The 25,396-nt window shown below is 37.5% G+C and carries 18 protein-coding genes and 1 CRISPR repeat array; of the genes, 15 read left to right on the forward strand and 3 right to left on the reverse strand.

Going from position 1 to position 25,396, the window contains the following annotated elements:
* The first annotated feature begins 68 nt into the window (after window positions 1–68).
* The 8 genes from J4Q03_RS03440 (at window position 69) to J4Q03_RS03475 (ending at window position 10,203) form a co-directional block, all read left to right on the forward strand.
* Window positions 69–1,487, forward strand: coding sequence for a PLP-dependent aminotransferase family protein (locus J4Q03_RS03440; RefSeq protein ID WP_426046816.1), 1,419 nt, complete (start codon window positions 69–71; stop codon window positions 1,485–1,487).
* A gap of 48 nt (window positions 1,488–1,535) precedes the next feature.
* Window positions 1,536–1,955, forward strand: coding sequence for a hypothetical protein (locus J4Q03_RS03445; RefSeq protein ID WP_426046817.1), 420 nt, complete (start codon window positions 1,536–1,538; stop codon window positions 1,953–1,955).
* 71 nt (window positions 1,956–2,026) lie between these two features.
* Window positions 2,027–2,728 (forward strand): ABC transporter ATP-binding protein, encoded by a 702-nt coding sequence (locus tag J4Q03_RS03450; RefSeq protein WP_426046818.1) that lies wholly within the window; start codon window positions 2,027–2,029, stop codon window positions 2,726–2,728.
* A 10-nt stretch (window positions 2,729–2,738) separates the two neighbouring features.
* Window positions 2,739–5,213 (forward strand): TonB-dependent siderophore receptor, encoded by a 2,475-nt coding sequence (locus tag J4Q03_RS03455; RefSeq protein WP_426046819.1) that lies wholly within the window; start codon window positions 2,739–2,741, stop codon window positions 5,211–5,213.
* 11 nt (window positions 5,214–5,224) lie between these two features.
* Window positions 5,225–6,673 carry a DUF3526 domain-containing protein gene (locus tag J4Q03_RS03460; protein WP_426046820.1) on the forward strand — a complete coding sequence of 483 codons (1,449 nt, stop codon included), beginning with the start codon at window positions 5,225–5,227 and terminating at the stop codon, window positions 6,671–6,673.
* 2 nt (window positions 6,674–6,675) lie between these two features.
* Window positions 6,676–8,025, forward strand: coding sequence for a DUF3526 domain-containing protein (locus J4Q03_RS03465; RefSeq protein WP_426046821.1), 1,350 nt, complete (start codon window positions 6,676–6,678; stop codon window positions 8,023–8,025).
* Between the two features lie 253 nt (window positions 8,026–8,278).
* Entirely contained in the window at window positions 8,279–8,455 is a 177-nt protein-coding gene (locus J4Q03_RS03470; RefSeq protein WP_040994607.1) for a histone H1, read from the forward strand.
* 176 nt (window positions 8,456–8,631) lie between these two features.
* Entirely contained in the window at window positions 8,632–10,203 is a 1,572-nt protein-coding gene (locus J4Q03_RS03475; protein WP_426046822.1) for a M20/M25/M40 family metallo-hydrolase, read from the forward strand.
* Between the two features lie 71 nt (window positions 10,204–10,274).
* Here the strand turns inward: J4Q03_RS03475 and J4Q03_RS03480 are convergent, their stop codons facing one another.
* The 3 genes from J4Q03_RS03480 to J4Q03_RS03490 all read right to left on the reverse strand — a co-directional run bounded on the left by J4Q03_RS03480 (window position 10,275) and on the right by J4Q03_RS03490 (window position 13,711).
* Entirely contained in the window at window positions 10,275–10,841 is a 567-nt protein-coding gene (locus tag J4Q03_RS03480) for an RDD family protein (protein ID WP_426046823.1), read from the reverse strand.
* 62 nt (window positions 10,842–10,903) lie between these two features.
* Window positions 10,904–11,539: an HAD family hydrolase gene (locus tag J4Q03_RS03485; RefSeq protein WP_426046824.1), complete on the reverse strand. Its 636-nt coding sequence runs from the start codon at window positions 11,537–11,539 to the stop codon at window positions 10,904–10,906.
* Between the two features lie 48 nt (window positions 11,540–11,587).
* Window positions 11,588–13,711 (reverse strand): Tex family protein, encoded by a 2,124-nt coding sequence (locus tag J4Q03_RS03490; protein WP_426046825.1) that lies wholly within the window; start codon window positions 13,709–13,711, stop codon window positions 11,588–11,590.
* Window positions 13,712–13,926: 215 nt separating this feature from the next.
* Here J4Q03_RS03490 and cas9 point away from each other — a divergent pair, with 215 nt between their 5' ends.
* The 7 genes from cas9 to typA all read left to right on the forward strand — a co-directional run bounded on the left by cas9 (window position 13,927) and on the right by typA (window position 25,392).
* Complete coding sequence (gene cas9, locus J4Q03_RS03495; protein ID WP_426046826.1) at window positions 13,927–17,505, forward strand: type II CRISPR RNA-guided endonuclease Cas9; 3,579 nt, start codon at window positions 13,927–13,929, stop codon at window positions 17,503–17,505.
* Window positions 17,506–17,508: 3 nt separating this feature from the next.
* A complete protein-coding gene (cas1, locus tag J4Q03_RS03500; protein ID WP_426046827.1) occupies window positions 17,509–18,402 on the forward strand; it encodes a type II CRISPR-associated endonuclease Cas1 in 894 nt (297 codons plus the stop codon).
* Window positions 18,399–18,737 (forward strand): CRISPR-associated endonuclease Cas2, encoded by a 339-nt coding sequence (gene cas2, locus J4Q03_RS03505; protein ID WP_169234486.1) that lies wholly within the window; start codon window positions 18,399–18,401, stop codon window positions 18,735–18,737. The genes cas1 and cas2 overlap by 4 nt, the downstream gene beginning before the upstream one ends.
* A gap of 57 nt (window positions 18,738–18,794) precedes the next feature.
* Window positions 18,795–21,610: a CRISPR direct-repeat array (repeat unit 47 nt; unit sequence GCTGTGATCAATCACGAAGATAATAATTTTTGAAAGCAATTCACAAC).
* Window positions 21,611–21,869: 259 nt separating this feature from the next.
* On the forward strand, window positions 21,870–22,547 hold the full coding sequence (locus tag J4Q03_RS03510; RefSeq protein ID WP_426046828.1) for a YceI family protein: 678 nt from the start codon (window positions 21,870–21,872) through the stop codon (window positions 22,545–22,547).
* A 116-nt stretch (window positions 22,548–22,663) separates the two neighbouring features.
* Window positions 22,664–22,906: a GIY-YIG nuclease family protein gene (locus J4Q03_RS03515; protein ID WP_426046829.1), complete on the forward strand. Its 243-nt coding sequence runs from the start codon at window positions 22,664–22,666 to the stop codon at window positions 22,904–22,906.
* Window positions 22,907–23,212: 306 nt separating this feature from the next.
* A complete protein-coding gene (locus J4Q03_RS03520) occupies window positions 23,213–23,407 on the forward strand; it encodes a DUF1294 domain-containing protein (protein ID WP_426046971.1) in 195 nt (64 codons plus the stop codon).
* Between the two features lie 179 nt (window positions 23,408–23,586).
* Window positions 23,587–25,392 carry a translational GTPase TypA gene (typA, locus tag J4Q03_RS03525; RefSeq protein WP_426046830.1) on the forward strand — a complete coding sequence of 602 codons (1,806 nt, stop codon included), beginning with the start codon at window positions 23,587–23,589 and terminating at the stop codon, window positions 25,390–25,392.
* Window positions 25,393–25,396: the final 4 nt, after the last annotated feature.

Here is a 25,396-nt window from a genome sequence, read left to right on the forward strand (position 1 = left end):
TACAGTTTTCATAAATTTTATCGGTACAGTTATTTATTTTATAAATTTGTACAGTACAGTGTGACGAGATGATGATGCGATCCTATAAATATGAAATTTTTACATCGGTTATTGAAGAGCAGATCAGAAGCAGGATTTTGCTGAAAGGAGATCGCCTGCCTTCCGTACGCGAGATTAAAAACAGATATCAGCTGAGTATAAGTTCTGTTCAAAGTGGCTTTGAATATCTGATGATGAAAGGACTGATAGAAAGCAGCCCGCGTTCAGGATATTTTGTAACCTCTGTTGAAGACCATATTTCAACAGCCAGAACAGAGCTGATTCCTGTTGTGAGAGATGCCGCATTTGCAAAAAATGTGATGCTGACTTCTGCCAGGAATAAACCTTCGGAGTCCAGTTCTTTCAATATGGCAGCACCGGGTGACCTTCTGATTCCGCAAAAGCTGATCCTAAGAACAATGCAGGAAGTGATCCGCGAAAAAGGAACTGCATTATTGCGTTATTACCCGGCAAATGGTTTGTACGAACTGAGAAAGCAGATTTCCATACAGATGTCAGCTCACGGATGTTTAATGAACCCTGATGAACTTATCATTACGGATGGTGCACTGCAGGCACTGACAATAGCATTAAGGGCAGTAACTGATCCCGGAGATATTGTGGCCGTTGAAAGTCCGTGTGTTTTCTCCGTTTTGGAGGCGGTGGCGAATCTTGGACTTAAAATGATCGAAATCCCTGTGCATTACGAGAACGGCTTTGATACAGAATACTTCAGAAATGTCTGTGATTCGGATGATATAAAAGCTGTAGTAGTCACTCCAAATTTTCACAACCCAACTGGGATTGTAATGAGTGATGATGCTAAAAGAGAGCTGTTGGCTGTCGCCTCTGTTTATCAGGTTCCGATTATTGAAAATGATATCTACGGCGATCTTTATTTTGGTAACAAAAGACCAGGATGCATCAAAAGCTTTGACCATTCAGGATGGGTGATGACCTATTCTTCATTTTCAAAAACGCTGGCGCCGGGCATCCGTTTGGGATGGCTGCATACCGGACGTTTTTATGCCCGCTCGGAAAAGGCAAGGTTTGTCCTGGGAAGATCTGTTTCGCCCATTTATCAGGAGCTTATGCTAAAGCTTCTTCAGGGAAATACTTATGAACGGCACCTTCGGTCATTCCGTAAACAGTTGAACAGGCAGGCTATGGAGCTGTTGGGAGCTTTACGGCATTACTTTCCCGAAGATTCCTATTTTCATAATCCGGAAGGGGGGTACAGCATTTGGGGAAAACTCCCGGAAGGAACTGACATGAAGAGATTCTTCGATTATTGTGACAAAAACAGAATTCTGTTCACCCCCGGAAATACATTTTCATTAACGGATGAATACAGTCATCATTTCCGGATCGTTTTTGCTGACCGGATCACGCAGGAAAGTATGAAATTGCTGGAGAATGCAGGAAGAAAAGTGAAGGAGCTGCGTTGAATGACCAGGATTTCCGGAAAATTTTGAAATTGATCCCAGTAAAACCTTATGTTAATTAAATATTTTTTTAATTTCGCAACATTCAATTTCAATCAGCAAATCTATCCATTGAGAGTCACAAGGCATTTTAAAAACTTTTTGACGGCAATTTTCATTGCTGTTTATGCTTTTGCTGTTTCTCCGGCGGAATATCTCCACCACCATTTTCTTCACAGTCAGAATGCAGGAAATTCCTTCCAGCAGCCAAAAGGGGAAAATGGAAAAATATTCAAAAAGGCCTTTTCATCCTGTGATACAAAGTGCCCCATCTGTCACCACAAACTCTTGGGCGAAGGTGAAACCGGGAAGATATACACTGCTGCTTTTTCTTTAACAAAAATCACGGATAAGATCTTTTCTTCTCCAGGTTTTATATTTTCTTACACTCTTTTTTCTTTATCGGACAGAGGCCCACCGGCTGTATTATAATTTTTAAAAATCCCAAGCCTGCCTTTGCGGGCTGAACTTCTTTTAATTATTTAATTACATAATACATTTTCATGTCAATATTACAAGCTATTGAGCTTAGTAAGCAGTACAACCATGTTGCTGCGCTAAGCGGACTCAATATATCCGTACAAAAAGGAGAAATTTTCTGTCTGCTCGGACAAAACGGAGCCGGCAAAACCACAACGATCAATATATTCTTAGGTTTCTTAAAACCAAGTTCCGGTCAGGCCCTTATCAAAGGTATTCCGGTGGAAATCAATGGGGAAACTACCAAAAAGTATATGGCTTATATTCCGGAAGTGGTACAGCTGTATCCTCATCTTACAGGGATTGAAAACTTAGATTTCTTCAGTCAGATGGCAGGTTTCAGGTATTCCGGAGAAGAGCTGGGAATGTTGTTGGAGAACACAAGTCTTCAGAAGGAAGCCCACAGAAAGAAGCTGGCTGCCTACTCCAAAGGAATGCGTCAGAAAGTGGCCATTGCCATCGCTGTTGCAAAAAATGCAGATCTCATTTTAATGGACGAACCCACTTCGGGACTTGATCCGAAAGCTACCGCAGAATTTACCAGAATCTGTAAAGATCTGGCTGCAAAAGGGAAGAGCATTATGATGGCAACCCATGATATTTTCAATGCAGTGAATGTGGGAACGCGGATCGGCATCATGAAAGAAGGAAGATTGGTTCATATCCTTGATGCTAAATCTGTAACTGCTGATGAACTGCAGAAAATTTACTTAGAAACCATTTAAAAACCGGATAATGAAACATTTATATATCGCAGTAGCACTGGCCGCCGCCAGTGTGAAGATCTGTGCGCAGGAAACATTGTCCGGGGAAGTCATTGGCGAAAATCATCACAGGCTAAAAGAGGTCCGAATCATTATTAAAAATAACGAAAACAGATATGAGGCAACATCCTCTGACGGGAATTTCAGCATTCCGGATATCAGAAGAGGAACCTATGAAATCAGTGTCAATGCTGAATCTTACGATACGTATACCGAACAGATTGAGGCGGACAGTACATTTTTAAACAAAAAACTGATTATTCGCCTGTATAAAGTTGGAACTATTCAGGAAGTGGAGATTTTAGGCAGGGCCTCAAAAAAATACCAGAGTGACTATTCTTTCTCGGCCACTAAAATTGGAGTTCAGAACAAGGATATTCCCTTTTCAATCTCTACGGTGAGCAAGGAACTGATCAGTGACCGGCAGGCTTTTCAGCTGGGTGATGCGGTAAAAATGGCCAGCAGCGTAACTCCTGTGAGTTACTACAACCAGTTCAGCATCCGGGGAATTGCACAGAATGAAGAAGGAACGATCATCAACGGAATGCGGACCCGGCAGTATTATTTTATGCAGCCCATTACCACCAACCTTGAAAAGATCGAAGTTATAAAAGGTCCGGCCAGTGCTGTTCTTTCCAGTGTGGATCCTGGAGGAAGCATTGTTTTGGTGACTAAAAAGCCATTGAAGTCCCCAAGCCGGGAAGTGACGATGAGCGTGGGGAGCTTTAGCACCATAAGAAGTTCCCTGGATTTTACAGGACCGTTGAACAAGGAGAAAACACTTTTATACAGATTTAATGCCGGCTATGCGCAGGCACAGAGTTTCAGGGATATTCAGGCGCAGAAGAGTGTTTTGGTGTCTCCTTCAATTTCCTATATCCCAAATGACAGGACTGCCATCAACGTAGAAATGATCTACAGCGACCTCAACGGAAAAATAGACAGAGGGCAACCCATCTTCGGAGCGGTGGACGGAATGACAGATCTGCGGAGTACTCCCATCAGTTTCAATCTTGGAGCCGTTAATGATTATTTCAAATCAAAGGAGCTGATCATTATGTCCAATTTTACGCACCGGATTACCGATAAGATCAGCATCAATGCATCCTATATGAAACAGACCTGGAAGGAAGACCTCCAGGAACACAGAACGACGAATGCTTTTGCTGTAGATGCGGACAACAAACCTATTCTAACGTTGGCCGGAATGCAGATGGTCCAGAGAAACCAGTTCTGGAATACAGATAATCTCAACGCTTATCTGGTATTTAATCTTAAAACAGGACCCATTGAACATAAAATTCTTACAGGCTATGATTTTATAAGCACCCATAAGTACAAAGGCGGAGCACAGAATACAGCCAGAGGATACCTTCTGACCAGCGGAAAAACAGCTTCTTCTTATAATCCTCAGAATGCAGGTGACTATCAAATGGTGACTGTTGACGGAATTACAATGCCTAAGCCCAATGTGGAGCACTTTAATTTGGTTAATTCAGCTTACAATATAAAAAATACAGATGAGTATGTATTTTCAAAGACTGCGCTGCCGCCGGCTCTCATAAAGTCTAATGGGATTTACATTCAGGATCAGATGAAATGGAACCGGTTCAATTTGTTCCTGAGTCTCAGACAGGAATGGTTTCAGGATGTTACCCAATATAAGGAGAATAATGAAATCGTTGTCAAAGACAGCAAACTGATCCCGAGAATAGGTCTTACCTATAATCTGAATGAACGTATGAATCTCTATGCTTCCTATATCGAAGGATTTCAGCCACAGTCGAACACAGCATCACTGGCTCCGGTAGTGATTCCTCAGGGCCGGGCTTTCGACCCTCTGAGAAGTCAGTCCAAAGAGGTTGGGATGAAAGCTGATTTCTTTAATAAAAAAATCCATATTGATGTTGCTGTTTATGAGATTCGCCAGAGAAATATACTGCTGAATGCTAACGACCCTGCAGAACCGGATCGTCTGATAACCAGAGGACAGGAACGCAGCCGGGGTTTTGAGATGGACATTATCGGGAATATATCGCGGGCATGGCAGGTGTTTGCCTCTTACGGATATAATGATGCAAGAATTATTGACGATATCAATCCTGCGCTGATAGGCGCCAGAAAACAGAATACCCCGTTTCACAGTGCCAATATCTGGCAGAAATACAGTTTTAGAGAAACCTCTTTTTTGAAAGATATTGCCCTAGGATTAGGTGTTCAGTACAGCGGAAATAAAGTTCCTATGTATAACCGCTCGTTCCTGGTCCCTGAATACACAGTCTTTGATGCGGCTGTTTATTACACCCCGAAACAAGGGCCTGTAAGAATTTCGCTCAATATCAATAACCTTTTTAATACGACTTACTGGCTGGGTGCGCAGAATTATCTCCGTCTGTTTCCCGGAGCGCCAAGAAATGCAGTGCTCACGGCAGTTTATAAATTTTAAATATTAAGATTATGAGAATACATATTATCCGTCTGATTTCAATACAGCTTTGGAAACAGTCATTGCAGAATAAGGCGGTCATTTTTCTTCTGCTGATCCTCAGCCTTCTGTTTGTGTTTGCTGCCTATACAGGCTGGCACGACTATAAAGTACAGGAAGATGCCAGAATAAAACATCAGGTGGATGTACGCCAGCAATGGGAAGGGAAGCCGGATAAACATCCCCACAGAATGGCTCATTACGGTTATCTGATCTTCAGGGCAAGATATCCTTTAAGCTTTTTTGATTACGGATTGGAACGATATATGGGAAATTCAGTATTTCTGGAAGCCCATAAGCAGAATACCGTTAATTTCTCGGAGGCTGGATTTTCATCTGGAATGTTGAGATTCGGAGAAGTAAGCACGGCCATGATCCTGCAGACTCTGATTCCATTATTTATATTTTTTCTGGGATTCAGCTGTATTTCGGCAGAACGTGAGAATAATACTTTGAAAGTACTGATCAGTCAGGGTGTACGATGGAAAGAGCTGCTGGCGGGAAAGATACTGGGACTGCTTTGCCTGGTGGGGCTCATTTTTATTCCGGTGATGATCCTGTCTGCAGCCATGTGGTTTTCCCAGACAGGCTTTAAAAGTACGGGTGATGCATTTCTGCGTCTGTTCTGGATCGCCGGGGTTTATCTGATCTACTTTTTTATTGTCTGCAGCGTTTGCGTGATGGTATCCGCAGTGAGCAAAACTTCAAGATCTTCTTTAGTGAAGCTGATTGGTTTGTGGCTGCTGTTTATCGTTATTATTCCCAGGACAGCACAGGCTTTCGGTGCTTATCTGCATCCGGCGCCCTCAAAGATAGATTTTGATACCAAAGTGGAAAACGAACTGGTGAAAACCGGAGACAGCCACAATCCGAATGATATCTATTACAAACGAATAAAAGATTCCCTTCTGAGTGCTTATCAGGTGAAAACCGTGGAAGAACTGCCTTTTAATTACAGTGGCTATATCATGGCCGAAGGAGAAAAAATCAGTTCCGGAATTTACAACAGAAATTGGCAAAAACAGCTTGATATTTATGAAGATCAGAACAGCATTAACCGTTCACTGGCCTTTGTGAATCCTTTCCAGGCGGTTAAAGATTTATCGGCAGCACTTACCGGTTCAGATTTTAATTCCTATATCAATTATCAGGAGCAGGTTGAAGAATACAGATATCGGCTGGCACAGCTAATGAACAAACTGCAGATGGAAAACATCAGCAACAAAAAGCAACAGAATAATGATAGACCTTACACCATCAGCAGGGACCACTGGAAAGAACTCCCTGATTTTCAATACCGGTTTATTGGTCAGAGAACACTGTTTCAGAACGAGATGGTTTCTGTACTCTCCCTTCTGGTGTGGGGATTGGGTCTTCTTTTTGTCCTTCATTTTATGTCTAAAACAATAAAAATAAATTAATCATGTATCTTTTATTATTTAAGAACTTTATCCGTTCCCAGTCTGCCTATCTGGGAATGCTGTTCCTGCTGTTATCAGGACTGGTCAGTATTTTTGTGGGAAGACAGTTTATAGAAAAACAGAAAGCCAATATTGAGCATACGGCTGTATACCAGAAAGAACATATCCAGAGATATACGGGCTATATAGAAAAGGATCTCGGACTCTTATTATATTACCTGAAATTTGGATTGGTTAATAAAACAGACAACCTGAATGCACTTTCAATAGGGCAGAGGGACGTGAATCCTTCCATACAGAGCTTAACAATCAGAAACCTGGAAGGACAGAAATATGATACGGATCTTCAGAATCCTGTAAGTCTGCTTTTGGGCAGCCTGGATCTGGGTTTTGTAATTATTTTTCTCTTCCCGTTAGTGATTATTTCCTACTGTTATAATCTTCTGTCCGAAGAAAAAGAGGAAAGTACATGGATTCTGCTTTCCGTACAGTCCCAAAGACCTTTCAGGATTTTGTTTAAAAAATTCATGGTCCGTTTTGCGGTTATTACCGGGGTTTTACTGTTGCTGATTATTCTGGCAGTTCCCATCCTGGATTTGAGGATTAATGGAGCACTGGCAGGTTTTGTTCTGGTATCGGTCTTTTATATTATCGTTTGGTTTGCTTTGAGTTTCTGGGTAGTTTCCTGGAATAAAAGTTCCAGAGCAGGTGCTGCCGGGCTTTTATGTTTCTGGATTGTACTCACGGTTATTCTTCCTGCCGTGCTCAATACTTTTATTTTAAGCAGATATCCTTTACCGGAAGCACTGGATACGGCAATTGAGCAGAGAGAAGCCTATCATGAAAAATGGGATACCGATCAGCAACCGACTATAGAAAAATTTTACAGACATTACCCGCAGTTCAGATCGTATGGTTTCCCAAAAGAAAGCTTCAACTGGCTTTGGTATTACGCGATGCAGCAAATGGGAGATGATGAATCTAAAAGTCAGTCCGATCATTTAAAGGCAAAACTTTGGAAAAGAGAAGAAATGAGCCGTACGCTTTCTTACTTTGTACCCGGACTTCACGTACAGTTTCAGTTGAGTGATCTTACAGGATCCGGATTAGCCGATCAGTTGAGGTTTACGCAGGCCGCAGAACGTTTTCATGAAGGCAAAAGGCTTTTGTTTTATCCTAAAATCTTTGCGAATGAACCGACAGACCGTATCAACTGGCAGCAATTTCAACTGGAATATTATAATGAACGGAGCAAAATCAACTGGTTAGCCATGTTGGGGCCGCTATTGCTTTTCAGTCTGCTGTTTTATTATCTGGGAACTGTCAATTTTAAGAAGCAAACAGTTTTGTAAGGTTATCATTAAAAAAAGATAGAATTTTGAATAAGAATAAATGGATGGATGAAATGAAAATATAATGGCCGGATATTCCTATTACAAGCTAAATAGACCTAATAAAAGCACTGAATTTTTATTATAACCATAAAAAATGACAGTCCGGTGAAGGAAAAGAAGAAAAAAATAGCATTTTGGCTCAAAATTTTTTAGTCGGAGTTAGGCTGGAATTACCATAAAACCTATATTTGCACCCTAAATTTTAAAAATAATGAAAGAACTAATTGAAAAAATCAACGCTGAATTCGAAGCGTTCGCAACTGAAGCTAACCAACAAGCAGAAAAAGGAAACAAAGCTGCAGGTACAAGAGCTCGTAAATCAGCTTTAGAACTTAGCAAACTGTTCAAAGAATTCAGAAAAGTTTCTGTAGAAGAAGCTAAAAAATAATTCGTTCCCAAACCGGCTCACTGAGCCGGTTTTTTTTATGCCTTAATTTCACTGATCAAATGATCCTGTTTGACCAAAATTACTATATTGGCAAATCTGTAAAATAGCCCTTTAATTTCTGTATTTTCTTCTTTATTCACGCAAATTCTGCTATCTTTAAGCATTCAATATATGTTATGAAGATAAATAAATTTTTTGCTGTGCCTGCACTTATGCTGGCCGCCCAGTTCTCATGGGCTCAGGTGAAGGTAGATCCGAAAGAAAAGCTTGATCCTATTGTGAAAAGCTTTGTAGATGAAATTAATAACAGTTCCCAACTGGAAAATATGGCATATGAGCTTCTGGACGGTATCGGACCGCGTCTTGTGGGCACTCCTGAAATGCTGGCTGCGAATGAATGGTCGGCGGCAAAACTCCGTTCCTGGGGAATAGAATCCAGCCTTCAGCAATTCGGTACATGGAAAGGATGGCAGCGTGGAATTACCCATGTAGACATGGTGTATCCCCGCGTGAAATCATTGGCTGCAACACAGCTTGCGTGGAGTCCGGCAACGAAAAAAGCAGTGGAAGCTGAGGTGGTAGTACTTCCAAAAGTTTCTTCCAAAGCTGAATTTGATGCGTGGCTTACTTCTGCAAAAGGAAAAATAGTGCTTATGGCACAGTACCAGAAGATCGGGCGTTCAGACGAGCAGATTAAAGAATTTGCCACTCCGGAACTGTATGAAAAACTGAAAGCAGAAAAAGAGCAGGCCGGAAAAGACTTCCGCGATTATATAAAAAATATAGGTTATGATAACAATACGCTTCCGGAAGCGCTGGAAAAGGCGGGAGCAGCAGGAATTGCTATTTCCAACTGGACAGGAATCATGGGAGCAAACAGGATTTTCGGAGCTAAAACGTCAAAGATTCCAATGATAGATATCGATGTAGAAGATTACGGTATGCTTTACAGAATGGCAGAAAAGGGAGCGAAACCCAAGATTAAGGTAGAAGCGCAGTCTAAAATTCTTCCTGATGCAAAAAACTTCAACACGATCGGGATCATCAAAGGAAAAGAAAAACCTGAAGAATATGTGATTCTTTCTGCCCACCTTGATTCATGGGACGGAGCACAGGGAGCTACAGACAACGGAACAGGTACACTTACCATGCTTGAAACCATGAGAATACTGAAAAAATATTACCCAAATAATAAAAGAACTATCGTTGTTGGACTTTGGGGTAGTGAAGAGCAGGGATTGAACGGTTCCAGAGGCTTCGTGGCAGATAACCCGCAGATCATGAAAGGAACCCAGGCAGTATTCAATCAGGATAACGGAACGGGACGTGTGATCAATATCAGCGGACAGGGATTCGTGGATTCTTACAGCTATATCGGAAAATGGCTAACCGGAGTTCCAAAAACAGTGAGAGACCATATAAAAACAGACTTTCCGGGAATGCCTGGCGGAGGTGGCTCTGATCATGCATCATTTGTAGCAGCCGGAGTACCTGGCTTTTCTTTAAGTTCTCTGAACTGGGGATATTTCGGCTACACATGGCACACGACGAAAGATACCTATGACAAAATCGTTTTTGATGAGGTGAAAAATAATGTGGTTTTAACAGCTGCATTGGCTTATATGGCATCAGAAGATCCTGAATTTACAAGCAGAGAAAGGAGAGTATTGCCTAAGGACGATAAAGGTGAAACGGTAAAATGGCCGGAAGCCAGAGAGCCGAGGAGAGATTCTAAGGACTATAAGTAAAGATGGTAGGTTTCAGATTGAGATATAGATGATTTAGTTTTATTAAATCTTAAGAATAAAGGCTGTACAGATTAGTGTATAGCCTTTGTCTTATGTGGGTAGAGAAGATTTCTTATCTCCTGAATTTTATTTTTCTTAACGATATAGGTTTTGCAGATCTTGTTGTTCAGATTCATACTGAAATTCATCTGAGTGCTCTCCTCTTCCCATGTGTGGTTTACTGGAGGAATGTAATCTGTGAAAGTTGGGCATAAATTTGTGAGGCACAAAAAGTTTCTTTTTAAAGATAATAACAGGCTGGGGTAATTTCCAAAATCATTAATCACCTTTATTTTAAATACAGACTTACCTAAAGTCGTACCCCAATACCATTCATATAAAGTTCCTGAAATAATAACACACGGAATGGAGTATAGAAAACTAATGAAAGTCATTTTCTCAAACACAAATAAGAAAACCAGGAAAAACGGCAACATATCTATAAGTTTAGCAAAAAGTCTTTCTCTTTCGCTACCTTTATAAGTTACGTCATATGGAAAATCATATTCAAAAGAATTATAAATCCTGTATCCGAATTCATCAAATTGGCGGGTCGCTCTGCGGATAATTCTTCTGTCCTTAAGTTCTGATATTCTCATGATACGCTTAATTCCGGTAATTTCATAGCCTGAATGCTTTTCTTAGAGTTTAAAAATAAAGATTAAACATAGACTTCTAAATCCGAAAATTTAAAAATCGAAGGTTTATAATCACCTGTACTCAACTTTCCAAAGCCATATTCACAGAAAACAAACGGCAGATTATTAGAGGTGGCAGAATCATAATCCGTCTGCGTATCACCAATATAAACCGAGTTTTCAGGGGTTAAATTATTCCTTTCGATAATCAGACGGATATTCTCCGATTTCGGTTTTTGAGTCCGGCCGTAACATTCAATATCTGTAAATAAGTTGTTGAACTGGTAATAGTCTAAAAATGCTTCAATATATCCGTCCTGACAGTTGCTGACTATGAAAAGCTGATGATTTACTGCCAGATGGCGCAGGGTTTCTGCAACCCTGTCATACAAAATGCCGCCATAAAGGCGCAGGACTTTACTTTCACGCTGTACAACCTCAGAAAGAACTTCCTTTACCTTCTGATCAGAAATTCCCGGAATGATATCTTTCAAAATATCATCTGCCAGTAAACCCAGATATTGGTTCATATCTTCGGGTTCCATCTCTTTTTTTATCAGCTCATGTTTCATCAGGACCTCATTCCATACTTTGATGATTGTGGCTCTGGGATCCCAAAGTGTTCCATCCAGGTCGAAAATTAAATTCTTATAGCTCAAGTGTATTGTTATTTATTGGGTTGGTGTTTTAACGGTCTTTTAAATGCATTATAAAATCATACTTAGCTGCACTCTTTTTCTTGCTTCATCCACTTCTGTCACTCTTACGCGTACATGTTGATGAAGTTTTACCACTTCATTTACATCAGAAACAAATCCGTCCTTCAGCTGGGAAATATGGACAAGCCCGCTTTCCTTAATTCCCATATCCACGAAACACCCGAAAGCTGTAATATTATTGACAATTCCGGGAAGAATCATGCCGGCTTTTAAATCCCGGATACTTTTTACATGAGGATCAAATTCAAATACTTTAGCCGCTTTTCTGGGATCTAATCCCGGTTTTTCAAGTTCTTTCAAAATATCTTTAATTCCTAAAATTCCTATTTCTTCTGTAACATAATTTTCAGGATTTACCAAAGCTGTTTTTTCTTTGCTGGCAATCAGTTCATTGGTTTTAATGCCCAGGTCTTTGGCCATTTTTTCTACGATTCCGTACGCTTCAGGATGTACAGCAGAATTGTCGAGTGGATTTTTCGCATTGGCAATTCTTACAAAAGCTGCAGCCTGCTGGTAAGCTTTTTCACCAAGCCTCGGAACTTTTTTAAGCTGTTTTCTGTCTTCAAAAGCGCCGTTCTCCGTTCGGTAATTCACAATATTCTCCGCCATTTTCTCCCCGATCCCCGAAACATAGCTTAAAAGTGACTTGCTTGCTGTATTCAGGTTGATTCCTACAGAATTTACACACTTCATAACTGTAGAATCAAGTTCGTTTTTCAATTGGGTTTGGTCTACATCGTGCTGGTATTGGCCTACACCGATAGATTTTGCATCAATTTTCACCAATTCCGCCAGTGGATCCGCCAGTCTTCTCCCAATAGAAACTGCACCACGCACCGTTACATCATAAGAAGGGAATTCATCCCTCGCAATTTTACTTGCAGAATATACCGATGCTCCTGCCTCAGAAATCACAAAAACCTGCAGTGGCTTATCAAAAGCAATTTTCTTGATGAAAAACTCAGTTTCACGGCTTGCCGTTCCGTTTCCGATGGAGATCGCTTCAATATTGTAGGCATTTACCATAGAACGGATCTTTTTCATGGCCATCCCGCTTTCATTCTGTGGAGCGTGAGGGTAGAGGGTTTCATTATGGAGAAGATCACCTTTTTCATCAATGCAGACCACCTTACAGCCGCTTTTGTACCCCGGATCAATGGCTAAAATTCTCTTTTCACCTAAAGGCGGGGCAAGAAGAAGCTGGCTCAGGTTTTCAGAAAATATTTCAATTGCTTTTTTATCTGCTTTTTCCTTAGCCTCCTGCAAAGCTTCATTGGAAATAGCAGGTTCTAAAAGTCTTTTATAGCTGTCTTTAATGGCAAGAGCAATCTGATCCGAGCTTTCATTATTGGATTTAATGATGGCTTTTTCGATAAAATCAATGGCCTCTTCTTTATCTATTCCTATATTCAGTTTCACAAAACCTTCAGATTCAGCTCTGAGCATTGCTAAAAGCCTGTGAGAAGGCGTTCTGTTAAGATTTTCTTCCCATTCGAAATACTGTGAGAATTTCTGTGCATCCTCTTCATCTTTTTTAGCCTTCACTACTTTAGAAGTGATGACCGCCTTACGCTGGAACAGGCGGCGAAGATTTTTACGGACGTACATATTTTCATTGATCCATTCTGCCATGATATCCCTTGCCCCCTGAAGTGCTTCTTCTTCCGATGGAACTTCATTGTTCATGTATTTTGAGGCAAGAAACTGCAGATCATTGCTTTTCTGGCTCATAATGATTTTTGCTAAAGGTTCCAAACCTTTCTCTTTGGCAGTATCTGCTTTTGTTTTTCTGCGCTTTTTAAAGGGTAAATACAAATCTTCCAGCTCCAGAATATCAAAACTCTCCTCAATTCTCTGTTTCAGTTCGGCTGTCAGAGCATTCTGCTCTTCAATTGATTTTAAAATGCTGTCTTTTCGCTTTACAATTTCTTCAAACTGCTTACTGATCTTCGAGATCTGTTCGATCTGAACTTCGTCCAGGTTTCCCGTTTTGTCCTTTCTATAGCGTGAAATAAACGGAATAGTGCAGTCTTCTGCTAATAATTGAAGGGTATTGTTGATGCTTTTTTCGGAGATGTTGAGCTGTTGCTGTATAAAGGTTACGGTTGTCATTATTTTGTTTTCGAAGGCTAAAATACTGCTTTAGAATGAAAAAAGGCGAGTTGCCCCGCCTTGAATGTTTTCACAACGGAATAATCCTTATCGTGAATTGCTTTCAAAATTATTGATACAAATATAGAAGAAAAAATCTTTACTGTAATTATGGGAATCCATAATTCGAATGTTTTTTTTATTTCTATTTTTATATTTATTAAAAACTAATAATTATGAAACTAATAATAGGATTAGATGTAGGTGTTTCATCTGTAGGAGTTGCAGTCGTCCAAGAAGAAAATAATAAAAAAGAAATTAAAGAGCTAGCAGTAAGAATTATACCTGAAGATCCAAATTTTCATGGTAAGTTCTATTCTGGTAATACGGCAAGCAAAAATTTGCCAAGAACTACCTCAAGAGGAATTAGGAGAGGTTATCAGAGAACAAAACTGAGAAAGAGTAAATTATATACTTTTTTAAGGGAATTAAATATGTATCCTGATGAAAATTTAATAAGATTAGATGAATTAAGTCTTTATAAATTACGAAACGATTCGTTAGAAAGAAAATTATCATTGCAGGAAATAGGGAGGGTGTTAATACACTTAAACCAAAGGAGAGGCTTTTTGAGCAATAGGAAATCTAAAACTGCTGAAGAAAATTCTTCAGAATACAAATTGGCAATTGCTCAATTGGAAAGCAATCTGGAAAATAAAACTATTGGACAACAATTGTATAATGAACTATTGACGGCCGATAGTGTGCAAAATACAAACTTGCGTAAAAGAACCTATTTAAGATCCTCCTATATTGAAGAATTTGATAGAATATGGAATTTTCAAAACCATTTTTATCCTGAGGTCTTAATAGGAAATTCTGGCTCAAAAAATAAAAATACATTATATCACAAAATAAAAAATGAAATTCTTTTTTATCAAAGACCATTGAAGAGTCAAAAAGGGCTTGTCTCTGATTGTGCTTTTGAAAAATTTCATAAAACAATAAGTAAATCATCTCCTTTTTTTGAACTATTCCGTATTTGGCAAAAAGTAAATGATCTTGAAATTACTTTTGAAAATGGCGATAAATATAAACCGACGTTGGAACAGAAAAAAACGCTTGTAAATAATTTATTTACTGGGATTAAATTAAATACAAAATTCAAATTATCAGCTAATGAAATAAAAAGAATACTTTCATTTCAAGGTCAGAATGTTTATCTCAATTTCCCTGAACTGGATGGAAGCAGAACATATTCAGTAATTAAAAAGACTTTAAAGAATGTAGGTTTAAATGATAATGAATGTGAAAGATATCTACAATTTAATCCTTATAATAATGATGAAAAAGGAGGATTATTTGAACTTTGGCATATTACCTATTCATTACCTACGGATGATGAAATTATAAATACGCTTCAAAAAAGATTTAGCTTCACTAAAGTACAGGCAAAAGTTTTTGCGGATGAAGTTTCCTATAATGCTGATTATGGAAGCTTATCAACAAGAGCTATTAAGAAAATTCTTCCTTTTATGGAACAAGGCTTGGGATATAGTGAGGCTTATGACAAAGTTGGTTATGATCATAGCGGATATAAAACAAAAATTGAAATTATAAACAGACTTCAGCCAATCCTTAAAAATAGCTTGAGAAATCCGGTTGTTGAACAAGTACTTAATCAGGTTGTGAATATTATAAATCAAATCATTGATAAGTATGGGCAAATTGATGAAATAAGAGTTGAGTTAGCTCGGGAACTTAGAAATAGTGCTAAACAAAGAAAAAGAATAAGTGTTTCCAATTTCAGGAATAAAAAAGAAAATGATAAAATCAGAGAGGTACTAAGCAATGAATATCAGTACAAGATTGTTAATGGAAGGGATATTCAGCGGTACAGACTTTGGCAGGAATCTAATGGACAGTGTCTTTACTGCAGCCGGGAAATTACAATGTCTGATTTTATTTCTGGTCAGGCAGATATTGAACACATACTTCCAAAATCGAGATCATTTACGAACAATATGAATAATTTTATTCTTGCTCATAAAAAATGTAATTCAACAAAAAATCAATTGACTGCCTACGATTTTATGAGTGGGAAAAATGAAGATATATTTGGGCAATATTTAGAAAAAGTAAATGAACTTTATAATGATGGAAAAGGAAAGATAAGTAAAGCAAAATTTGATAATCTGATTTGTAAGGGAGATGATATTCCGTCTGATTTTGTAGAAAGGATGAAAAAAGATTCTCAATATATTTCCAAAGAAACAGTAAAACTTCTTAAAAATATTTGTGAAAATGTATTTACTACAACCGGACAGGTTACAGATTTTCTTAGAGATAAATGGAGGTTGAAGCAAGTAATGCAGGAAGTAAATTATGATAAATATAAACTCTTAGATCTGGTAGATACTAAGATTATAAAAGATGGAATTAACAAAACAAAAGAAATAAAAATAATCAGAGATTGGTCAAAAAGAGATGATCATCGGCATCACGCTGTAGATGCACTAATTTGTGCTTTGACAGATCAGAAGATCATCTTCAGACTCAATAACCTTAATAAACTTTATCAGTACGAAAAAAGTGGAATGTCAAAAGAAGAACTTGAGTCGAATGCGAAATTTTTAAATGTAGAAAATTTTGATTTAAAGGCTTTTGCTGATCAGATTGACGATTGGTCAAAAACTCCTATAGAAAATTTAAGAGAAGAAACTCGTAAACACTTAGATCAAATTTTTATATCTGTTAAAAAGTCGTCAAAAGTCTTAAGTAAAAATATAAACAAGCCAAAGAATTCATTACGAGAGCAAATAACCTGGACACCCAGAGGCAGACTTCACGAAGAAACTGTAATGGGAAGAATAAAAAGGATTTCGGAGAAAAAGGAAAAACTAAATCATAAATTTAATAATCTAGAGAATATAGTTGATGTATCTGTCAAAAAATTAATTAACAAAAGGGTTGAGAAATATGGAAGTATTGATGACGCTTTTTCTTCTGAAAATATTAAAAAAGATCCCATACTATTTCAAGATGGTGAACTTAAAGAAGTTTTCGTTTATGAAAATGTATGTGTAAAACGAGTTTCTCTAAATGAAAATTTTACCACAGCTCAGGTAGAAAAAATTGTTGATCAGAAAATCAAAGAAAAAATTATTAAACCTCGGATTGAAGAAAAAGGAGGAATAAAAAAAGCATTTTCCAATTTAGAAGAAGATCCGATTTGGTTAAATAAAGAAAAAGGAATTCAAATCAAATCTGTAAAAGTTTACGAAGAAAGCAAGGTTGAAAAAGTAAGAGATGGATATGTGAAAACAGGTGGAAATCATCATGCATTAATTTACTTTGACGATAAAGGAAAGTACAATGAAAAAGTAGTTTCTTTCTGGGATGCAGTTGAAATTGGAAAGTTTAATATTTCTCAGGTAGGAAAACCATATCCGATTATTAATAGGAATGATGCTGCTGATTTAGGTAGTTTTAAGTTTTCAATGCAGATTAATGACTTATTTGTTTTGGACCTAAAACATTCTTCACATCCTATGGAAGAGAATGAATTAGATTTTTTTGATACCAAAAATAGGGCAGTGATTAGTAAGAAATTATTTAGACTTCAAAAAATGAGTAAAAAATCTAACGGACAATTTCAAATTGATTTTAGGCATCATTTGGAAACTACAATTGATCGTAATAATCCTATTTTAAGAAATATAACATGGGAAATAATAACTTCAAATACAAATCTAAATAGACTACAGAAAATCAAGATTAATCATTTAGGTTCCATCATTAAAGTAGGAGAATAAATTATGATTACCCGCTCTATCTATATTGGCAATCCAGCCTATTTAAAGCTCAAGGATGAGCAGATGTACATTTTGGAGCCTTCCTCCCGTGAACTGAAAGGAAAGGTTCCGGTAGAGGATCTAGGATTGCTGATGTTGGATCATTTTCAGATTACCATTTCACATCAGCTGATTCAAAGAATGATGGGGAATAATGTGGTTGTAGTAAGCTGTGATGCACATCATCTTCCTCATGGTATTATGTTGCCGCTGTATGGGCATACAGAGCACTCAGATCGTATAAAAGATCAGCTGGATGCAAGTGAACCACTCAAGAAGCAGCTATGGAAGCAAACGATAGAATGTAAAATAGAAAATCAAAAAGAGGTTCTTCTGAAATTAGGTAATTATTACGAACCTATGCTTGAATATCAACGAAATGTAAAAAGTGGAGATATCACCAATATGGAAGGAATTGCTGCGCAACATTACTGGAAATATCTTATTAGCCTGGATTTTTTAAGACAGCGTTTTGGAGATTCACCTAATCATTTTTTTAATTTTGGTTATGCTGTATTAAGAAGTATTGTTGCCCGGGCATTGGTAGAAACGGGATTACTGCCTGTGTTGGGAATTTTTCATAAAAATAAATATAATCCATATTGCCTAGCAGATGATATTATGGAGCCATATCGACCATTTGTAGATTCCCTCGTGATGCAATGGCTGATGCAAAATCCGGATTCCGAGGATCTCACAAAAGAGTTTAAAGCCCATCTATTGAAAATTGCAACAGTGGATGTTTTGATTGATGATAAGACGAGACCATTATTGGTTGCCGTAAAAACAACTGCTTCTTCCCTTTATAAATGCTATACAGGAGAAAAACGTCTGGTCTCTTATCCTCAGTTTTTATGAATGCCGAAAGGTTTAATGCATACCGAATTATGTGGGTGTTAGTACTGTATGATTTACCAACCGAAACCAAAGCCAATATGCGTGATGCTAATTTGTTCAGAAAGCGGCTGCTTGATGACGGATTTACTCTGTTTCAGTTTTCAATGTATGTAAGACATTGCCCGAGTCGGGAAAATGCCGAAGTGCATATCAAAAGAGTTAAAAATATGCTGCCTAAAGCAGGTAAGGTAGCCATAATGTCTATTACGGATAAGCAATTTGGGGATATTGAGATTTTCTTTGCCAGGAATAGAGAAGAACCTCCTCCCACCTTTCAGCAGCTGGAATTATTCTAATTTTCAGATCCTGAATAATTAAAAAATCCATTGAAAATCAATGGATTAAATTTTGAGGCTGTGATCAATCACGAAGATAATAATTTTTGAAAGCAATTCACAACTGTCGGTGTGATAACTACTTGCTTCTCTAGGCTGTGATCAATCACGAAGATAATAATTTTTGAAAGCAATTCACAACAGCTCGAAGTATAATGAATAATAGCTTCCGGCTGTGATCAATCACGAAGATAATAATTTTTGAAAGCAATTCACAACGAGTCGGTGTAACGGTTTCAGCCAATACAAGCTGTGATCAATCACGAAGATAATAATTTTTGAAAGCAATTCACAACTAGTAATGTTTCTTGGGCTTTAGCTGAGCAGCTGTGATCAATCACGAAGATAATAATTTTTGAAAGCAATTCACAACTGCTCATTATAAGAATGTTCTGCATATTGAGCTGTGATCAATCACGAAGATAATAATTTTTGAAAGCAATTCACAACTACGGCTTGTAAGAATATTTATGGATTGGGCTGTGATCAATCACGAAGATAATAATTTTTGAAAGCAATTCACAACTCCACAATAAGAAGTCTTTTCTGTAGGTTTGCTGTGATCAATCACGAAGATAATAATTTTTGAAAGCAATTCACAACTATAAATTTTTATTACGCCATTCTTATAACGCTGTGATCAATCACGAAGATAATAATTTTTGAAAGCAATTCACAACAGGTAGGTCTCATGGAGTTAGCCACCGCTGGCTGTGATCAATCACGAAGATAATAATTTTTGAAAGCAATTCACAACAGCTTGTTAAGGAAGGCAGCTAACGTCATAGCTGTGATCAATCACGAAGATAATAATTTTTGAAAGCAATTCACAACCACCTTCTGCTTCAATCATTCCCTTAGGTGGCTGTGATCAATCACGAAGATAATAATTTTTGAAAGCAATTCACAACTTATTGAACTTTGGAAGCTTTTCACGATAAGCTGTGATCAATCACGAAGATAATAATTTTTGAAAGCAATTCACAACTCTGCTTGCTCTTCGAATATCTCATTCATGCTGTGATCAATCACGAAGATAATAATTTTTGAAAGCAATTCACAACTATAGTTTCCCTTTCTAATTCAGGAAACTTGCTGTGATCAATCACGAAGATAATAATTTTTGAAAGCAATTCACAACCATTCCTCACTTTATCTATATCGATGAAGCGCTGTGATCAATCACGAAGATAATAATTTTTGAAAGCAATTCACAACTCTTTTTGTCCCGTTATCGCTTTTATATCTGCTGTGATCAATCACGAAGATAATAATTTTTGAAAGCAATTCACAACGATTCCCATTGCCAAAAATCATGCACGATTGCTGTGATCAATCACGAAGATAATAATTTTTGAAAGCAATTCACAACTCATCCTTTTTAGATGCAGCAACCAAAGCAGCTGTGATCAATCACGAAGATAATAATTTTTGAAAGCAATTCACAACTATCAACAGCCTGACCTACAAGTTCTCCCTGCTGTGATCAATCACGAAGATAATAATTTTTGAAAGCAATTCACAACTCATTACTATTATAATATTGTTCGTGTTGCGCTGTGATCAATCACGAAGATAATAATTTTTGAAAGCAATTCACAACCGTTATTTCATTTAGTGAACTAGACAGCAGGCTGTGATCAATCACGAAGATAATAATTTTTGAAAGCAATTCACAACCCATTTTAAGCAATGCAGTACATGAAAATAGCTGTGATCAATCACGAAGATAATAATTTTTGAAAGCAATTCACAACAAATGGGCATGCAGCTTACAGACTTGCGAAGCTGTGATCAATCACGAAGATAATAATTTTTGAAAGCAATTCACAACTAGCCCGTAAATCGACAGTACCGCGCCTTAGCTGTGATCAATCACGAAGATAATAATTTTTGAAAGCAATTCACAACTTAATAGTTATCCGACTTACTTTGAACAACGCTGTGATCAATCACGAAGATAATAATTTTTGAAAGCAATTCACAACCTACAGCTGGACCAGGAAAGAAGAAATCTGGCTGTGATCAATCACGAAGATAATAATTTTTGAAAGCAATTCACAACTCGTCAAGATGCAGTACGGCAACAAAGATAGCTGTGATCAATCACGAAGATAATAATTTTTGAAAGCAATTCACAACTATTCGTCGCCAACTTCTGAAAGTCTAAAAGCTGTGATCAATCACGAAGATAATAATTTTTGAAAGCAATTCACAACAAGAGTACGCAAAAGAAGTATATGATCTTGCTGTGATCAATCACGAAGATAATAATTTTTGAAAGCAATTCACAACATTTCCCATCTAATACAGTAACTATCGAGAGCTGTGATCAATCACGAAGATAATAATTTTTGAAAGCAATTCACAACCTACAGACTTTAAGGAACTTTCTCAGAAGAGCTGTGATCAATCACGAAGATAATAATTTTTGAAAGCAATTCACAACGCTGCAAAGTATGAAGGCAATCCGGTAATAGCTGTGATCAATCACGAAGATAATAATTTTTGAAAGCAATTCACAACTCGCTATAATCTGAAACCTCATCATATCCCGCTGTGATCAATCACGAAGATAATAATTTTTGAAAGCAATTCACAACTAAGCAACGTACCTAACTGTACATCGTCACGCTGTGATCAATCACGAAGATAATAATTTTTGAAAGCAATTCACAACCAATGAAAATCCTTTGACGTTACCCGTCACGCTGTGATCAATCACGAAGATAATAATTTTTGAAAGCAATTCACAACTAAATTGTGATCCATTCCAGGAGCCAATACGCTGTGATCAATCACGAAGATAATAATTTTTGAAAGCAATTCACAACTCAGTGTAAAAGGATTTTCATCCGGAGGATGCTGTGATCAATCACGAAGATAATAATTTTAAACAGCTAAAATAGGCAATTTTACTGTGGAGAGTAATATTTTGGATCGCCCTTTTTCAGCTGTTCATTTTTTATAATGGCAAATAAAAACAGAAATTTTCATTTCTTGATGTATGTTAAGTTGATATTTAATATGGTTTTCTATTTTTGAAATTCTTAAATTTAGAGTTTTAAACAATTTTCTAAACAAATAAACAATATGAAAAAACTTAGTGTAATTGCATTAGTAGGAATAGGATTACTTGCAGCATCGTGTACAAAAGAAAAATCAGCAGATACTGCTGCAACTGCAACAGAGCAGAAAGTAGCAGAGAGCAAAGGTGAAGTTTTGCCAGTTGATGTTGCCACTTCTGTAGTAAACTGGAAAGCTTTCCACAAAGGAGGTATGGCTCCTCGTTGGGGAACACTTAACGTAAAATCAGGAGATCTAAGCATCGAGGGAGGTCAGCTAACAGCTGGAAACTTTGTAATCGATATGAATTCTATTAAAGTAGATCCGGCTTCAGTAACAGAAAAAGATAAAAAACCTGCAGATCTTGAAGCGCACTTAAAAAATCCTGATTTCTTTGATACAGCAAAGAATCCAACTTCAGATTTTAAAATTACAAGTGTTACAGATCTTAAAGAAGCACCTGCAGATGCAGTAGCCGGAGCTAACAAAACAGTAAGCGGAAACCTTACATTATCAGGAAAAACAATGAACGTAACTTTCCCTGCTAAAGTAGATGTTACTGAAGGTTCGGCTTCAGTTCAGGCTAAATTTACAGTGAACAGAGCAGATTGGGGAATCAAATTCGGTACTTCAGAAGCAGATCCGGCAGAATGGATGATCAGCAAAGACATCGAAATTGCTGTTGATGTAAAAGCTAAAAAATAATTTGTTAGATACAAATACTCTGAGCTGCTTTCTTAGGAAGGCAGCTTTTTTTATGAGGCTAAAGCATTAAATTTAGAGAACTGATAAAACTTTTTTATATTTATGAAAACACAAATATGAAAGAAGATAGCAAGGGTTGGATGTATATTTTATTGTGTGCAGATGACAGTTATTATACCGGAAGTACAAATAATCTTGAACGTAGAATTCTTCAGCATCAATTGGGGAAAGGTTCTAATCATACAAAAACAGACTCCCCGTTAAGCTTATCTATTATGAAGAATATCAACGTATTGATCTTGCTTTTTACAGAGAGAAACAGATACAGGGATGGAGTCGGAAGAAAAAAGAAGCATTGATTAATGGACATACTGAGTTGCTTCCTCAATTAGCTGTGGCATATAGAGATTTACTTTCTGAAGAATGAAATGGCTGAGAGATAAGGTGGCTGCCACCTTTGGAAATATAGTCAGAAATAACTTTTTGTTTTAGATTATAGTAAGAAATAAAAAGACAAATTTATCATCAAAAGACCAATACAAGGTGGCTGAGGCACTCGAAGCCACCGCCTAATTCACTACTTTTGCCCTATGGTTACGATATACATTCTGTTGATAATAAATCTTTTTACTTTCATTATTTTCGGCTGGGATAAAAGACTTTCGATTAAACATAAAAGAAGAGTTCCGGAAAGTACACTTTTAGGAACGGCTTTTATAGGAGGAACTATAGGGGCAATTTTAGGAATGCTCATTTTCAGGCATAAAGTTTCAAAAAAATCATTTTTGCTGAAATTTGGAGCAATTATTTTAATTCAGGTCTTTTGCATTTATTTTTTACAAAAATATTGGCAGACCTGATCATTAAAACCCAATGGTAGATTCTTAAACTTTAATTTAAATAAATTTATAAAATCTTCAATTTTAAAGCTTTACCGGGGCTTAGTTGTGAACTTGCTCATTATGAATTTGTTAATTAATTTATATTCTTGCTCATTATTCATTAGAAATCACTATTTTTGCACCCGTAAAAATCATTCATGCAAAACATTAGAAATATTGCGATTATCGCACACGTTGACCACGGGAAGACGACTTTGGTTGACAAGATTATTCATGCTACAAACATTTTCAGAGAAAATCAGGAAAGTGGAGAATTAATAATGGATAACAATGACCTTGAAAGAGAAAGAGGTATTACGATCTTATCCAAAAATATTTCTGTTACCTATAAAGACACTAAAATTAATGTAATTGATACTCCTGGTCACGCCGATTTCGGTGGTGAGGTAGAAAGAGTTCTAAAAATGGCAGACGGGGTAATCCTGTTGGTTGATGCCTTTGAAGGACCAATGCCTCAGACGAGATTCGTACTTCAGAAAGCATTGGAATTAGGACTTAGACCTTTAGTTGTTATCAACAAAGTAGATAAGCCAAACTGTCGTCCTGAAGAAGTTCATGACCAGGTATTTGACTTATTCTTCAACCTTGAGGCTACTGAAGAACAATTGGATTTCCCAACGTTCTACGGATCTTCCAAACAAGGTTGGTTCAATACTTCACTGGAGCAAACTGAAGATATTCTTCCATTATTGGATGGTATCCTACAATATGTTCCTGAACCTAAAGTAGAGGAAGGAAACCTACAGATGCAGATCGTTTCTCTTGACTTTTCTTCTTTCTTGGGAAGAATTGCAATCGGAAAAGTGATCAGAGGAGAGATCAAAGAATCTCAGTGGATCGGTCTTGCTCAGGCAGACGGTAAAGTTCTGAAAGGAAAAGTAAAGGAATTATACGTTTTTGAAGGATTAGGAAAGAAAAAAGTTACAGAAGTAAAAGCAGGAGACATCTGTGCTGTTGTAGGTTTTGATGCTTTCCAGATCGGTGATTCATTCGTAGATCTTGAAAATCCGGAGCCATTGCCAAGAACAGCCATTGATGAGCCTACCCTGAACATGACGTTCTCTATCAACAATTCACCTTTCTTCGGTAAAGACGGTAAGTATGTAACTTCTAACCACCTGAAAGAAAGATTAACAAAAGAATTAGAGAAAAACTTAGCATTAAGAGTTGAGCAAACTGATGATGCAAACACTTTCTTGGTATTCGGTAGAGGTATTCTTCACTTGTCAGTTTTAATTGAAACCATGAGAAGAGAAGGTTACGAAATGACAATCGGTCAGCCACAGGTTATCCTTAGAGAAATTGACGGTGAAAAATGTGAGCCTTACGAATCTTTGGTAGTTGACGTTCCTGAAGAATATGCTTCAAGAGTAATCGACCTGGCTACTCAGAGAAAAGGTGACCTTCATATTATGGAAACTAAAGGTGAAATGCAGCATATGGAATTCGAAATTCCTTCAAGAGGTTTAATCGGATTACGTTCCCAAATGTTGACTGCTACTGCTGGTGAAGCTATTATGGCACACCGTTTCACAGAATACAAGCCTTTCAAAGGGGCTATTCCTGGAAGAAGCAACGGTGTTTTGATCAGCAAAACTCAAGGTCCGGCTACAGAATATTCTATTGCTAAATTACAGGACAGAGGTAAGTTTTATGTTGATCCGGGTGAGGAAATCTATGCAGGGATGATCATCGGTGAACAAAACAAGCCTGGAGATTTGGTGGTAAACATCGTAGAAGCAAAACAGCTGAACAACATGAGAGCTTCCGGAAAAGATAAAGATACTGGTGTGGCACCGAAAATCTTATTCTCACTGGAAGAATGTATGGAATACATCCAGGGTGACGAAGCAATTGAGGTAACTCCAAACTTCATCAGAATGAGAAAGAAAATCCTTTCTGAAGAAGAAAGAAAAAGAATGGACAGATCAGCGAAAGCATAAGAAA

It is taken from the genome of Chryseobacterium sp. NFX27, from assembly GCF_049887855.1.
Classification (GTDB): domain Bacteria; phylum Bacteroidota; class Bacteroidia; order Flavobacteriales; family Weeksellaceae; genus Chryseobacterium.